Origin of the sequence: Rhodohalobacter sp. 8-1 (genome assembly GCF_038150125.1) — a bacterium.
Classification (GTDB): domain Bacteria; phylum Bacteroidota; class Rhodothermia; order Balneolales; family Balneolaceae; genus SW132.
On record NZ_JBBVMF010000010.1, the window covers coordinates 1 to 14,707 of the forward strand.

Genomic DNA, 14,707 nt, shown 5'->3' on the forward strand with positions numbered 1-14,707 from the left:
CTTGAAAGCTAAGAAATTCAGGGCGTCCTCTTTTTTATAATACCTACAGGAAAGTTTGTGGGTACATAACATAAACCAGTTTACAGCTTTTCATGCAGTCTCATCAAGCCAGTGGAGTCATTCAGCAGATAACACTAGTCATTTATATGATATGATTGGACAAAGTTTGTTGCTTTTAAAGATTCTTCACAAAACGGGAAAACACCGTTTTATTCAGAATGACCATAATTCGGCTTGAGGGCAGGGCGGCGTGACGACAAGACAATACAAAAGATATGAATGTATCCACGCCGCCCACTTATTACCCTATGAGCCAGTCATCCTGATCAAGCCATTGTAGTTGATGGCGCAGAGAAGGATCTGTAAAAGCAAGAACCTGTTCTTTGGTACAAATTGAACATGTTCTAAACGATTCTCCACGATTTTTGCCATCCACCCACAAACTTTCCCGTAGAACCGATATTTAAGATATCATAGAAACAGTTTTAAAAGCGGGCCCGCTTTTTGTACCAAGCTGATTTAACAACAAAAAACTATGATTGCCCCTCAGGTAACACTTTATTCGCCGGATCGTCACCCACAACAGTCATCCAGGGACGCACTGTCCAGCTTTCAACGATACCGTTTTTTACATAGGGATCTTGTTTTGCAAATTCTTCTGCGCTATGAGGCGAGTCACTCTTGAAGAGTAGATAGGCCTGGTCGGGCGGATCCTGGAGCGCCCCGCCAAGTACAAGATCTCCATTTTCGTGCGACTCCCACGCAAGTTTGAGATGTTCGTCTCTGTGTTCTTCCCTTTTTTTGAGGTAATCGGGTGACAAGTCGTAAATTAATAAAAAGTGCATATCAGGTTGTTTTAGTTTGATGTGAGTTCGTTCTTTCATAATAAACTTAAGCATTGAAAAGGGATAAAAACGAATTTAAACCGGATCTTTTACTGAAGATCAGCATTTAATTGAATACATTTGTTGCTTCCGAAAATTAAAGAAATTCAGATTATGCAGGTTTATTTAAACGGGTCATACGTTGAGCACACTGAGGCTAAAGTATCTGTCGGGGACAGGGCGTTTGTATTTGGGGATGGAATTTATGAGGTCATCCGGGTGGTCAACGGGCGCTTTATTATGGAAGACGAGCATATGGACCGGCTGGATGAAGGACTCGCGGGATTGAAGATCGACCTAAGTAAAGAGCAGCGTGATCAGGTTGCTGATATTGGCCGCAAGCTGGTTTCAATAAACGGACTGGAAAATGGACAGGCAAAAGTCTATATCCAGGTCACCCGGGGATCGGCATGGCCACGAACGCATACATTTCCTGATTCGCCTGTTGAACCTACAGTATATCTCGCGGCAGAACCTTTTACACCCCACAAAAAACTCCATGAAGAGGGCGTCGATGCCATCACGGTATCTGATGTGCGCTGGAGCCGCTGTAACCTTAAGACCGTGAACCTGCTGCCAAACACACTTGCCAAGCAACAGGCGAGAGATGCCGGCGTAAACAGCGCCGTGATGATTCGCGATGGCGTGATTACAGAGAGTCCAAACGCAAATATTTTTGGAGTGAAGGATGGGGTTCTGAGAACCTATCCCGCATCAAATTATATTCTGAGCGGAATCACGCGGCAAGCAGTGATTGCCATTGCAAAAGAAGAAAATATTGAGGTGAATTTACAGCCGATAGGAGAGCATGAACTCTACGAACTGGATGAGCTCTTTTTTACCGGTACTACTACTGATATTCAGCCGATAAACAGGGTTAATAACCGTGCAATTGGCCCCGGAAAACCCGGGCCGGTTGTTCAAAGAATTCAGACGATTTATAATGCGAAATTGGCGGGTGGTTAATAGATATATATCGATGTGAATATATTTGCCCCATAGTAGACATGGTATTTTTAGTTGCTGAACCAAGTTTGAAAGCAATCATTTGTGTTATTAGATAGGACAACATGTTTTGCTTTTACAGATTCTTCATAAACCGGAAAATCACCGTTTTATTCAGAATGACCATAATTGGGCAAAGATGGAGGGCGGCGCGAAGAAATAGCGAGTTAAAAAAGCTACGACTCAACCCACGCCGCCCGCTTGTTATACCATGAACCTGTCATCCTGATCAAGCCATTGTAGTTGATGGCGCAGAGAAGGATCTGCAAAAGCAATGGCTTACCACTTGAATTATTATTTAATCATGTTCAGTGCGCATGTTCACTAATTTTGCTGTGAACAAGGCGAAGGGGAAATTGTGGGGAAGGGTACTGAGGTACCCTGAGTAAACCATTTTTGCTTCCACGCAGTGCACAGCTAAATTTCGCAGCCATAAGAGACACTTAAATTTGAGCTATAATCAAGTTTCAATACGTGCATTATTATTTACTAAACCCTTATGTTATTCCTTTTCGTGAATGATCCGGGTTAACACACCTTCCCCGATTCCGGATCAATATAGCACCCGTCCCCACTCAGGCTGCGCTGCCATTTGAGATCCGCTTCGAGCTCCTGAAGCCAGCTTTCGATCTCGTCTTCTCCTGAAATAATCGTATCGCCATCTTTTATTTTCGGAAGGTCATCATCATCTTCGTCGGAAATTTCAGTTTTGTAAGAGAGAATCAAATCCCCAAACCGGGATTCTATCTCGCCTGCTTTCGGATCGTCAGGTTTTCTGATAAGCTTGATCATAGTGATAGTACCTTAACAATTATTTGTTCACATGCTTAACATTTGTCTGAATAACAACGTTACAACCTGAGTTCAATTATCAACAAATGAAGGGGGTCTCACTTATATTCTGAAGATTTAAATAACTTATGCCCCGGGAAAGTTATTGGTTACGTATCATAATTCTTTGTGCAATTTCTCATAAAGTCTCATCATGAAAGTTGGGTCATTCAGTAGATAATATTAGTCATTTATGTCCATTCGATAGAACAAAATATGTTGCTTTTACAGATTCTTCACAAAACGGGAAACCACCGTTTTATTCAGAATGACAATGATTCGATTAAGAAGTAGGGCGGCGTGATGACAAGTCGATATTGAAAACCGACTAATGAGCCAACGCCGCCCATATTCCTCCCAATGAATTCGTCATCCTGATCGAGCCATTGTTTTTAATGGCGTAGAGAAGGATCTGTAAAAGCAATTGTCCTACATGCTGTCATATTTTTTTCGTGTTCTAAGGGAGTGTTCATAAATCTTTTCATCAGCCAACTAAATTTCATGTAAAACAAAAATGATTAATCGAACTGAAGTCTGCAAACCTCACTCCATCAAATAATAAATCCCTTCCCCTGGCCCGACCGGCATGCCAAACCCAAATATGAGCAGGTAGAAGAGAATGATCCACCCAATCAAAAAGAAGATACTGTAGGGCAGCATCATAGCAATAATGGTTCCGATGCCAAGATTTTTATCGTATTTATTGGCGAACGCGAGGATCAGCCCAAAATAGCTCATCATTGGGGTGATGATATTGGTAACCGAATCGCCGATGCGGTAGGCGGCCTGGATCACTTCGGGGCTGTATCCGATCAGCATCAGCATGGGGACAAAAATGGGCGCTGTAACCGCCCACTGGGCCGAGGCTGACCCAAGCATCAGGTTTACGGAACCGGATATGAAAATAAATCCAATGAAAATGATCGGGCCGGTCGCTCCCATGGTTTGTAAAAACTCCGCGCCTTTCACGGCGAAGATCTGCCCGAGGTTGCTCCATCCAAAATAGGCGACAAACTGGGCGGCAAAAAAGACAATCACGATATACAGGCCGAGTGTTGACATCGACTGGGCCATGCCTTCTATGATATCGCGGTCATCTTTCATCGTTCCCACAACTTTACCGTATATAAATCCCGGAATGAGGAAACAGATAAAAATCAGGGCGACGACACCATTTAAAAATGGGGAATCTTTCCAGTCGCCCGTTTCGGGATTTCGCAGAACACCATTTTCCGGGACGATGGTCAGCGCCAGGATGCCGAACATCACCAGGATAGAGACGCCGGTCCACTTGAGCGCCCGTACTTCTCTGGGTTGCAACGGTTCCATGGAAGCCTCATCAGATACATCCTCCATTGCCATGCTTTCGTCGTAAGTTCCGAGCTTGGGTTCAACAATCTTTAGCGTGACAAAGGCTCCCAGTGCAGTAATTAGAAACGTGCTTGCGAACATGAAATAGTAGTTGGCGGTTGCCACTACCGAGTATTCAGGATCTATGAGCCTGGCTGCCTCCTGTGTGAGACCGGCAAGCAGCGGGTCGATGGTCCCCAGCAGGAGGTTGGCACTGTAGCCCCCGGAAACGCAGGCAAATGCACAGGCAAGTCCGGCCAGGGGATGACGCCCCATTGAGTGGAAAATAACGGCAGCCAGCGGTACAAGCACGACATACCCCATTTCCGACGCCGTATTAGAGATGACCGCTGAAAAGCAGATCGCAATCGTGACGAGATTTTTTGGGGTTACAATGAACCGGTAGATTCGCATGGGAATTGCCGTCAACCCCGTGCCAATTTCTCCTTCAGGTTTGAAAGATGCAGCTTTCAGAACAATGCCCCGAATAACGGCGCTGATCAATCCTGAATGTTCCGCCACCCCTACACCGAGCAGTGCGACCAGAACCACTCCGAGCGGGGCGAAATTCGTAAAATTATCAACCATATTCTCCACGATCATCCGCAACCCTTCGGCATTGAGTAAACTAACGGGACGAATAATACCATCAGGTGCCCGGCCTGATGAACCTTCCGGACGCGGATCGGCAGCGCTCCAGTCGAGCCATTCGGCAAGGCCGCTGAGCAGTATTACGCCAAACGCAAAGAGTGCAAATAGGGTGACCGGGTGCGGGAGCAGGTTGCCCAGCCATTCAACAAAATCAAGAAATCGCGTAAAGAGTGTTTTTTTGTCTTTCGGCCCGGGCGGATTGGGATCCTTAATTTTGGGGTATTCACTCATTGGGTGTCTGGTTATTAGGGAATACGGTTGGTTTATTGGTTGTTTGGGGGGGGGGGGGGTAACTTGATATGGCCTTAGCTATCGCGTAATTAATATGCTCTGTTTTGTTGCAAGCAGGAGGTTAATATCAGTCGTCATCCATTCAAATTTTGCTTCAGTTATTTCACGGTGATCATTTAAGAAAAATATCTAAATTGGGATGAGACGTTATGCTGCGCGAGAGCTGCGAGCATCCCCGGGTTGAAGCAGCAGCCGTATTTGAGCCCCGAGAAGTGTTCCCATGCCGCCAATGAGGCCGCCGATGAGGGCTGTAATTAATATGACAAGCCAGCTTTGGCCGACGCCGAGCATCTCGGCCATTCTGCCGGAGAGGATCGATTCATTTGCAATATCAATGTAGAGGGCCTGTACGGCCCAGGCTGCGGAAAGTGATATAAATCCTGTAAAGAAAGCAATGGCCGACGATTCGAAAAGCGTGGCGCCCAGGAGAACGGCAGGAATGAGGAGAGTCCACCAGGGAAGAAAAAGGGTGACAATCCAGAAAGAAAAAAACAGGAGTGTGAAGTTGCGCATGATTGATACCTGGTTTTGTAGCTGTTTCGAACCTAATGAGTATAACGGATTGCCGGCATTTCTGAAATAAAAATTATGTTGTCGCGGCCGATTTAATTTTAGCAGCACCTGTCTGATCGAATTTGTAGCACACTAATAAAAATCAAAATTTTTTCAGAAATCGTAAACGAAACCGGGTGTTGACTGGTTGTTTAAAGTGAAATAGTTTTATATCAAACAATAAATAAAAATAAGAAGCAGAATGAGTGTAATCGAGAAAATAACTGACGTATACGATCACGTTCAAAATGGAACTGCAATGGATGCATTTGAAAAGTATTATGCAGATGATGTTGTAATGACTCTTGAAGACGGAACTGAAGTGAAGGGCAAAGATGCCAACCGTGACCGTGAAAACGAATTCTTTGGAAGTGTTGAATCATTTAACGGAATGGAAGTTGTGGCGATCACGTCGAATGAAGATGATGAAACAACAGCTGTCGAAAGCTGGATGGATATCACCTTTAAAGGCGCGGATGAACCTACGAAACTTGAACAGGTAGCCACCCAGCAGTGGAAAGATGGTAAAATTGTGGAAGAACGATTTTACGGAACACAGCAAGGGTAACGGCTGCTGAAATCAAAAATAAATCAGAGCCCTTCGGAGACGGAGGGCTTTTTTTATGTCCGGTCTCTGGCAAGTCTGTATGCACGATGTATTTAAAAACAAAAGTCATCACAATACTTAAAACCACTAATTGAGTGAAAAAGCCTGAAGTGCCCCTGCAGACAATAAAGGCTACGTGCATCGATATGGGGGGAGATATCATGTCGTGTTCAAAAAATGATCGGACCGTATCCCGCGCGATGGTTTTAAAAGCATTGTTTATAATTTACCCGATAAAGGTGTTCTTTTTAACTATATGAAGTAATAAGATCACGAAATAGATCCTGCATAAATTATTGTTTTTAATTACTAAATCAATCATTTTAAACTGGCAATTACGTCTGATAAGAAGAACAATGTAGAGCAAACCCTCTGGTGAGTTTCTTCGAATGTTATTGTGCTTCAATTCATTAGCATATATGATTTTAATCAAAAAAGTAATCTTAAGAGAATAAAATAATATGGAAGCGATACAGGACATGGATCTAATAGAAATTGTGACGACATATGGAATGAATCTGGTCTGGGCAATTCTAACGCTTGTTATTGGATTATGGGCGGTGAAAATTGTGGTTCGGGGTTTCCGCAAGGGACTTGATAAAGGTGAGACGGAGGAGACGCTGAAGACGTTTTTAGCCAGTATTATTTCAATCTTTCTGAAAGTTATGGTTTACATTACCGCACTTGGTATGCTGGGTGTGGAGATGACGTCATTTATCGCCATTCTAGGTGCCGCGGGCCTGGCCGTAGGACTTGCCTTGTCGGGTGCGCTGCAAAACTTTGCGGGCGGCGTTATGATTCTGCTTTTCAAGCCGTTTAAAGCCGGTCATTATATAGAGGCCCAGGGCCATTCAGGTACGGTTCGAGAGATTCAGATTTTTTCCACTATACTTAAAACACCCGACAACAAAACGATTCTGATTCCAAATGGAAAGCTTGCCAATGATTCCATGATCAACTACTCGGTAGAGGAAAAACGCCGGGTTGAGTGGACTGTTGGGATTGGGTACGGAGATGACATTGATAAAGCATATGACGTGATTGAGCGGCTCTTATCAGAAGATGATCGCATTTTGAATGATCCTGAACCGTTTATGGCCCTCAGGGAGCTGGCGGATAGTTCTGTAAATATTGTGGTTCGGGCATGGGTAAATGCAGGCGATTTCTGGCCCGTAAATTTCAGGCTCAATGAGCAGGTGTACCGAACGTTTGAAGATGAAGGACTTAACATTCCATATCCTCAGCACGATGTTCATCTTCATAAGGAAGAGTAAGCCGCTGATATAAATATTCCTCCGGCGCAGTGCGGCATCCGCCGGGGAAATAATGTCTTTTTTTGGGAATGGTAAATTCATATAGAATAAACCGGAGCTTTTAAGAACACTAACCGATTTCAATATGTCCGCATCTCAGTTAAATTGTGGCAGTGAACTTTGGCAGATAAATATTAATTTGCGTTGGTTGCATTAATCAACCCCTGAAGGTTTACAATCTGATGTTTACTTAACGATAAAATGTCGGGCTGCACATTGGCATGTCACATTATAAGCGGGAAGTACTTTTGGGCTGAATAACACCAGATAAATTCAGTAAAATCTAAACGATCCTAAACACACGACTATAATGGACTTTTTGAACGATCTAACCGGTAATTCTGATGCGCTAACCGCATTTTTTATCACACGGGGAATGAGCCTGATAGGCGCTGTTATTATTCTGATAATCGGGTTTACGATAGCCGGGTGGGCTGCGAAGCGTGTAAGAAATTCGGTCTTTAAATCTGAAAATTTCGACGATACGCTTGCTCCCGTCTTTGGACAGACAGTAAAAGCCGTGATTTTAATTGTGACACTGCTTGCGGTGCTCGGGCAGTTTGGGGTTGAAACCGCAAGTATCATCGCCATTTTGGGTGCCGCCGGTTTAGCGGTTGGCCTTGCGCTACAGGGAACCCTGAGCAATGTAGCTTCCGGTATGATGCTGCTCATCCTCAGGCCGTTCAAGGTAGGTGATGTCATTGAGGTAGCAGGGACGTTTGGGGTTGTTGATGAGGTCGGACTTTTTACGACTGAAATGCACTCGTTTGATAATATCGGAATAGTGGTGCCAAACTCACGCGTATGGGGAAGTGAAATTCAAAACTTAACACAGTTCGACACCCGCAGGTGCGATCTTGAATTTGACATTTCTTACACGGTCGATATGGATAAAGCCATTGGACTCATTAAAGATATACTTGATGCTGACGATCGGATTCTGGACGAGCCGGAGCCGCTTATTGCCATATCGGCACTAGATGACAGCTCTGTGGTGATACGGGTTCGCCCGTGGACTGCAACATCCGATCTCTGGCCGCTGCGATATGATCTCATCAAACGGGTAAAAGAAGTGTTTGATGAGAATGATATCAGCATTCCGTTCCCGCAGCGCGATGTTCACCTGTTTCAAAATAATTGATTGGAGCCCTTCAAGGGTTTTTGCAAAGCGATCCATTCCGGGCGAACCTTTGGTTGCTTGGTGGGTTATGAGCCGATTGCCTTCATTAGTCATTTTGAATAGAGAATCATACATCACAATCGTCGTCATCATGCTACACCCGGGCGTTGCATCTCCCAATCTTGCCCGATCTGTAGACACTCCATTGGCAAACCCAGACCATTGCAAATATGGCCGATCGTGGGTCTAAGCCCGCGATGACGAGTCGTGGTTGGATTCCAGCATACATCGTTCTCAAAAGCTTTATACTTGAACTATATCACTTTCTTTTTATAGAAATTACAAGCTCATAGAAAGTTGATGAATTGACTACATTTTTTATACTACCGATTACAGATTGGAAAAAGTGTTTTTTTGAGCAGCTTTCAAGGATTTAAAAGCTCGGCTTCAACCAATATACCTCCAATTGTTCTGTCACTGCTTAAATGGTGTTTCCCCGCTCAACTACGTTAAAACTTCGTAGAGCAGGCTTTTGAGGCAAGATTAGCGGCTACCGAAGACAGTTTTTAAAATGCTGTTTTCAGGCTAAAATAGACGTTTTCAGTTTTATGAACACATGACTTATCGTCTGCCCAAATACATCCGGTTTCGCGCTTGCGCGTAACAAAAAGTCCCGACAGGGGCGGTCGCTCAGTAGCCCGTACCCGAAGGATCACTATGTGACAAGCGCCGTGGTTTTTCCCAAAGTAGGGATGCCTCCGGCGTCGGCGCGCAGTGCGGGGTTAAGACGAGCAGATAAACCAAGCGCCCCGAGGCGGATGATTCTGCAGAAGAAATGGATTCAATCGAAGGGGCCAAGAGAAATCTAATCCGTGGATTCATCATGGTCTGAGTACGTACTTTTGAGATTTAAAATTACCTGGTGCGCCGTACATAGCCCTCTACCCCCCAAAACACATGCTACCCGTGGTCAGGAAAACGTATCCTGTCACCTCCAAAATGATGTTGCCCCGCTTTTTGGGGTAAAATTAGCGGCAACCAGTGACAGATGCCTAACGTGGCGTTTTCTCCTCATACTTTCCCCTACTATTGTGGGGACAAGTGGACCGCCACCCCGCAGGAGCGGGACTAAAAGAAGAAAGTATGCATGCCGAAGGCATCCCTACGGTAAAACTCCCGCCTGCCTACCGCTGCTTTAGCGCAGGTTGGCTGTGATGGCTTCTGGGCACGGTTTGCCCGCACGGGTACACTTTGAGAATGCTCACCTTGTGAGCGCCCAAAGTGATTTCTCCCGTGCCTGTGCCCTCCGAAGCCTTGGCGCAGTAAGGGCTGTGGTGCACCATAGGCACAGGCAACCCATGCTAATCCTCCACCCATCAAGGCCGGAGGCCCTTTTCCTGATCGGATCACCGGAGTAGTAAAATGAATTATTTCTGGATTCTCAAAATAGAGTCGTCTGTTTTGGGAATTAAAAATCGCTTAAGATGACATTTTTGAGTGTCACAATGTCGAACTCAGGTGCGAGTTATGTCGCCGTTTTTGGACAGCCTTGGTTGAAATTCGGTTGCCATTTTGGGCGCACTTTCATTCACATCTCCATCAATCAAGAATAAAAGAGTGCCCAAATACGTATGGAAATGAAACGCATTTATAGAAAAGTTGCTTCCATACTGAATGTTGATTAAACTTCTGTTCTTAAACGCAGGCGATACGCCGTAAAGTGCAACCCTAAAAGACACGTCTATTTTGTCTGAAGAAAAACAAACGCCCGAATCTGAATCATCACATCTGTTTGAATCTCCCTTTGCGTACGTAAACCAGCAGGGAGACATTATGCTGAAGGAAACACCCTTCTTCAAAGAGAGAAAAATTACAACAGTTGATCCCGACTCTGTTGAAGACCAGGTTAAAGCCCTCGAAAATGCCTTTGAGAATGTAGAGGCTAAAGCAGATAATTTTTTTGAGCAGCTAAGTGAGGCGGAAAATCTTGATGCTGATGAGGTCCGGCAGTCGTTTAGCAAGCTTAAGGAGGACATCCTGGAGTCTGATGCCATTGGAGATTTTGAAACCCTTATTAAAGAATCGCAAGAGCGGCTGGAAAACTTGTTGAAAGAACTCGAAGATTCCGGTGAGGCTGAGGACGAGCCCACCACACAAGAGGATACAGAAGAGACTGAAGTTACGGCCGCAGCGTCTGATGTTTCTGTGGATGAAACAGAAGAAGAGGTTACCGAGCCCGAAGCAGTTTCAAAAAAATCGGACATTGTTGATGCAAAACCGGGTGAAGAAGAGCCGGCCGAAGAAGAAACGACCTTGGAAAAAACGGCTGTGGAAGACACCGAAGAGATTTCTGAAACAGAAGCCTATTATAAAGAATTGGCTGAAAAAGCAGAACAGCTGGTAGACGTCAGCGACTGGGCATATGTGTCGATGGAGTTCGATAATATAGATACGAAATGGGAAGAAGGGCCCGATCCTGAAGGTGTTGATATTGACGCCTACCGGAAAACCATTGATGAGAAGCGCGAGGAGTTTGAAGAGAAAAAGCGCGCTCATTATGAAGAGAAAAAACGCCAGCGTGAAGAGAATCTCAAAAAGAAAGAGAGCATTCTCGATTCACTGGAGAAGATTGTTAATGAAAAACAGTGGACGGCCACACGTGAAGTCGGGAAGCTGAAAGGCCAGTGGGACAGGGTAAAGTCAGTACCGGCTGAAAAAGAGGAAGAACTCGAAAAGAAATTTAATAAGCTTTTAAGCACGTTCGACGATCATAAAGTAGATCGCCTGGTGAAGAAAAAGCAGAAAGAGGAAGATAACCTCACCGGCAAGCTTGTGATCCTGGAAAAAATGGAGGCATTCGTTAAGGGACTTGACGAAACGTCGGACTGGGACGAGATGGAGAAAGAGTTTGAACGGCTCGCTAAACAGTTCCGGAAAATAGGACGCGTGCCTGTCGAAAAAAACCAGGAAATCTGGAGCCAGTATCATGAACTTCAGGACACATTTCACTCCATGCGCTTCAAGCACGACAAGGAGTATCGCGAGGAAATCGAGAAGTACCTGACGCGGAAGCGTAAGCTGATTGATGAAGCGGAAGCGCTGATTGACTCGGATGACCTTGCTGATGCGGCCAGGAAAGTGAATAAACTTCACCGGCGCTGGAAAAAAGCGGGAAATCTTCCTCAAAAAGATGAAAATGACTTGTGGGACCGGTTCAAAGCAGCCACAGACGCATTTAATGAGATGAAGTCTGAGAATATAGATCAGCTCCGGGAACAGGAGCAGGAGAATCTTGAGGAGAAACAGAAGCTGATTGAGAAAGCTGAAGAGCTCAAAGATTCCGAGGACTGGGAGCAGACCCACCGTGACCTGCAAAGCCTGATGGACAAATGGAAGAACATCGGGCCTGTGCCCAAGCGTAGTTCAGGCAAGATCTGGAAGAAATTTAAAGGTGCGATGGATCATTTTTACGACCGTCGCCGGGATCACTTCAAAGAGGTGAAAGAAGAGCGCAAGGATAATCTTAAAGAGAAGGAAGAGGTGCTGGGTAAACTTCGTGAATTGAGAGATCATGAAGATCCGATTGAAGCGGTGAATCTGGCAAAGCCGCTGCAGGAAGAGTTCAAAAAAGCCGGTTATGTCCCCATCAAGCATAAAAACAGAATGTGGAAGGAGTACCGCGAAATTTGTGATGTGATTTACGACCGGTTCAGGGCAGCTAAAGCGGCCGTTGATGTGGTTGGCCGGGAGAACGTGGAGAGTTTTTCGGCTGATGATATTGCCGATATCAGGAAACTGAACAGTAAAGCGGCAAGCCTTCGAAAAGAGATTAAAAAAATGGAGCAGGAACTAATCCAGCAAAAAGAGTCATTAAGCTATTTCAAGCCGCGTGGGGGAAGTAATCCACTGCTTGACCAAGTGAAGGAAAAGGTCGATAAAGCAGAAGAAGAGATTATAAAAAAGGAAGAAAGGCTGGCAGAGCTTGAAAAAGAAATAGACTTAATAAAGAAGGATGGAGCATAGTCTGCGCGTCGGTATACTGCGCAGGTTCACTGCCTGAAAAAGGAGCTGCGTTTGTCAACAGATAGTTTGCGAAAAATTTTTATAACCGGCGGCACTCAATCGCACGGCTTTAGCGAGGCGTGCGAAGCAGTAGGGAGATCAAATGTGCAGCTGTGTTCTGATGGTGATCAGCTCGACAGAAAGCTTTCAACCGAACTGCCTGCAGCCATTATTATTCATGAGTCGCAAATCCGGAATCTGCCGGTTTATCTGGATGAAGTACTTACCCAAAAAACCGGGCGTCGTTTTATACCAACAGTTGTTCTGAGCAACGATGTTACATCATCAGCTGAGCGGTTTGATCAATGCCTCTTTCCTGCCAAAATTATTGATGAGAACGACGGAACTGAACTATCGGAGTTTCTAACTAAAGCTGTTCAGCCTTCTGTGAAGGTGAAATTTTGGGGTGTCAGGGGATCCACGCCGTGTCCAAACAGTGAAAACATCCGGTACGGCGGCAACACAAGCTGTGTGGAGATAGAAATTCCCGGCTACGACAGGAAACTTATCCTGGATTCGGGGACAGGCATCAGGAATTTGGGCAATTACCTCGAAACGTATACAGAGGGACCTATCAACGCAGACCTGTTTATAACGCACCCTCACTGGGACCACATTCAGGGATTTCCATTCTTTTCGCCCATTTATAAAAAAAATAACTCGTTCCGCATTCGAATGCCGGAGCAGTACCGCGGAGGGGCAAAGGAAATATTGGCGGGTCATCTCACGAAAACATTTTTCCCGGTCACACTTAGCATGTTTGATTCAGACCTGGAGTATATCACCCAGGAAGAAGAGCCGGTTACGTTTGGCTCCGTACAGGTTGATTACCTGGTAGCGAATCATCCCACAAAAACAGCGATGTACCGCTTTAAGATTGCCGGCTACACCATTATTTATGCCCCCGACAACGAGCTCCCGATGGATACATCACCGCTTCGATATGTTGATCGGTTTTGCGACTTCATCCGTGATTGTGATCTGTTGATACACGATGCCCAGTATGACCTCGATCTGCTGAAAAACCGTGAGGGATGGGGACATTCAGCCTGGGAACGGGTACTGGAACTGGCAAAAGAGAGTGGCGTAAAGCGACTCTACCTGACACATCATGATCCGGATTCATCAGACAAAAAACTGAAACAGCTTTCAGAGCGACTGAATTTGTACAAAGAAGATACGTTCCGTGAGCTTGAGCTGGCCCGGGAAGGCTTAGCGGTTAGTCTGCCGGTGGATATAAAATCATTTAGTTGAAAAAACTTCCTCATATTTTGATCAAATACAGCCATTCTGACCCACCCCAGCCCTCCCTGTTGCGCCCTGACGGGACTTGACAAGGAGGGAGCTAATATGAATCATTCTGACTGAATGCTTAGAATGGATCAATTTTATATCACAAATTCTAACAGTCTAATGGGGCAGACTTGTAATACAAGTTGTCGAATAAGAGTATAGTTCGTGCCAGATTTAAAGATAAATCCGTATGCCAAGACCACCATTCACGTCAAAAGACGTTTCTGGGACGAGGTCGAGTAGCGGGGCCACTTCAAAAAAGGTCGCAAGTCGGGTATCAGGAATATTATATTGAAGCCCGATCGGAATTCTTGCTCCGAGACGCGGATCGTCTGCTACCTGAAGTCGTGCGCCAAGCCCGTAATAGAGCGCGAGGCTGCCGCTCTCGACATCCATCCAGTTGTGAAACAGATAATCGGCATGAAGGTGAAGCGAGCCGTTATCGCCAAACGACCATGCAAATCCTGCATCAAACGCTGTTCTGTCTGACTGCCATGCCTTCAGGCTGATACCGGTTGGTTCACCCAGAATTACTCCAAGTTCCGTGTTGCTGTATCGGCTTTGAGCGTCGGCAGTGGAAGAGAGTGAAAAAGCCAGGATTATTGTCAGAAGTAATGAAATCAGAACTGTTTTTTTCATGAAAATATATATGATGGAATTTAATTATCAGTTTAAAAGTCTTGTATGCAGAATATACTATGTTTGTTCCATTTAACGACATTTAGGTTGTAAGAATTCAGACCTGACA

At 45.2% G+C, this 14,707-nt stretch carries 11 protein-coding genes; 6 read left to right on the plus strand and 5 right to left on the minus strand.

The features are described 5' to 3' along the window. Positions 1-533: 533 nt before the first annotated feature. Positions 534-884: a YciI-like protein gene (locus AABW11_RS11450; protein WP_340105233.1), complete on the minus strand. Its 351-nt coding sequence runs from the start codon at positions 882-884 to the stop codon at positions 534-536. A gap of 114 nt (positions 885-998) precedes the next feature. Between AABW11_RS11450 and AABW11_RS11455 the strand changes: the two genes are divergently transcribed. Beyond that, complete coding sequence (locus AABW11_RS11455) at positions 999-1,850, plus strand: aminotransferase class IV (protein WP_340105234.1); 852 nt, start codon at positions 999-1,001, stop codon at positions 1,848-1,850. Between the two features lie 567 nt (positions 1,851-2,417). Here AABW11_RS11455 and AABW11_RS11460 read toward each other — a convergent pair. The 3 genes from AABW11_RS11460 to AABW11_RS11470 all read right to left on the minus strand — a co-directional run bounded on the left by AABW11_RS11460 (position 2,418) and on the right by AABW11_RS11470 (position 5,525). Continuing rightward, a complete protein-coding gene (locus AABW11_RS11460; protein ID WP_340105235.1) occupies positions 2,418-2,681 on the minus strand; it encodes a hypothetical protein in 264 nt (87 codons plus the stop codon). 582 nt (positions 2,682-3,263) lie between these two features. Further along, positions 3,264-4,952 carry an AbgT family transporter gene (locus tag AABW11_RS11465; RefSeq protein ID WP_340105236.1) on the minus strand — a complete coding sequence of 563 codons (1,689 nt, stop codon included), beginning with the start codon at positions 4,950-4,952 and terminating at the stop codon, positions 3,264-3,266. 207 nt (positions 4,953-5,159) lie between these two features. Further along, complete coding sequence (locus AABW11_RS11470) at positions 5,160-5,525, minus strand: hypothetical protein (RefSeq protein ID WP_340105237.1); 366 nt, start codon at positions 5,523-5,525, stop codon at positions 5,160-5,162. Positions 5,526-5,766: 241 nt separating this feature from the next. On the opposite strand from AABW11_RS11470, the gene AABW11_RS11475 reads away from it, so the two are divergent. The 5 genes from AABW11_RS11475 (at position 5,767) to AABW11_RS11495 (ending at position 13,920) form a co-directional block, all read left to right on the plus strand. Then, entirely contained in the window at positions 5,767-6,132 is a 366-nt protein-coding gene (locus AABW11_RS11475; RefSeq protein WP_340105238.1) for a nuclear transport factor 2 family protein, read from the plus strand. Between the two features lie 500 nt (positions 6,133-6,632). Next, positions 6,633-7,445 carry a mechanosensitive ion channel family protein gene (locus tag AABW11_RS11480; protein ID WP_340105240.1) on the plus strand — a complete coding sequence of 271 codons (813 nt, stop codon included), beginning with the start codon at positions 6,633-6,635 and terminating at the stop codon, positions 7,443-7,445. A 349-nt stretch (positions 7,446-7,794) separates the two neighbouring features. After that, positions 7,795-8,625, plus strand: a complete 831-nt coding sequence (locus AABW11_RS11485) for a mechanosensitive ion channel family protein (protein ID WP_340105241.1) — start codon at positions 7,795-7,797, stop codon at positions 8,623-8,625. Between the two features lie 1,725 nt (positions 8,626-10,350). Then, positions 10,351-12,627, plus strand: a complete 2,277-nt coding sequence (locus tag AABW11_RS11490; RefSeq protein WP_340105242.1) for a DUF349 domain-containing protein — start codon at positions 10,351-10,353, stop codon at positions 12,625-12,627. Between the two features lie 66 nt (positions 12,628-12,693). After that, entirely contained in the window at positions 12,694-13,920 is a 1,227-nt protein-coding gene (locus AABW11_RS11495) for an MBL fold metallo-hydrolase (protein WP_340105243.1), read from the plus strand. 213 nt (positions 13,921-14,133) lie between these two features. Here the strand turns inward: AABW11_RS11495 and AABW11_RS11500 are convergent, their stop codons facing one another. Beyond that, a complete protein-coding gene (locus AABW11_RS11500; protein WP_340105244.1) occupies positions 14,134-14,598 on the minus strand; it encodes a hypothetical protein in 465 nt (154 codons plus the stop codon). Between the last annotated feature and the right edge of the window lie 109 nt (positions 14,599-14,707).

Coding starts and splice junctions, on each gene's coding strand:
- AABW11_RS11455 (WP_340105234.1), top strand. CDS start 999: ATGCAGGTTTATTTAAACGGGTCATACGTTGAGCACACTGAGGCTAAA.
- AABW11_RS11480 (WP_340105240.1), top strand. CDS start 6,633: ATGGAAGCGATACAGGACATGGATCTAATAGAAATTGTGACGACATAT.
- AABW11_RS11485 (WP_340105241.1), top strand. CDS start 7,795: ATGGACTTTTTGAACGATCTAACCGGTAATTCTGATGCGCTAACCGCA.
- AABW11_RS11475 (WP_340105238.1), top strand. CDS start 5,767: ATGAGTGTAATCGAGAAAATAACTGACGTATACGATCACGTTCAAAAT.
- AABW11_RS11500 (WP_340105244.1), bottom strand. CDS start 14,598: ATGAAAAAAACAGTTCTGATTTCATTACTTCTGACAATAATCCTGGCT.
- AABW11_RS11460 (WP_340105235.1), bottom strand. CDS start 2,681: ATGATCAAGCTTATCAGAAAACCTGACGATCCGAAAGCAGGCGAGATA.
- AABW11_RS11465 (WP_340105236.1), bottom strand. CDS start 4,952: ATGAGTGAATACCCCAAAATTAAGGATCCCAATCCGCCCGGGCCGAAA.
- AABW11_RS11470 (WP_340105237.1), bottom strand. CDS start 5,525: ATGCGCAACTTCACACTCCTGTTTTTTTCTTTCTGGATTGTCACCCTT.
- AABW11_RS11450 (WP_340105233.1), bottom strand. CDS start 884: ATGAAAGAACGAACTCACATCAAACTAAAACAACCTGATATGCACTTT.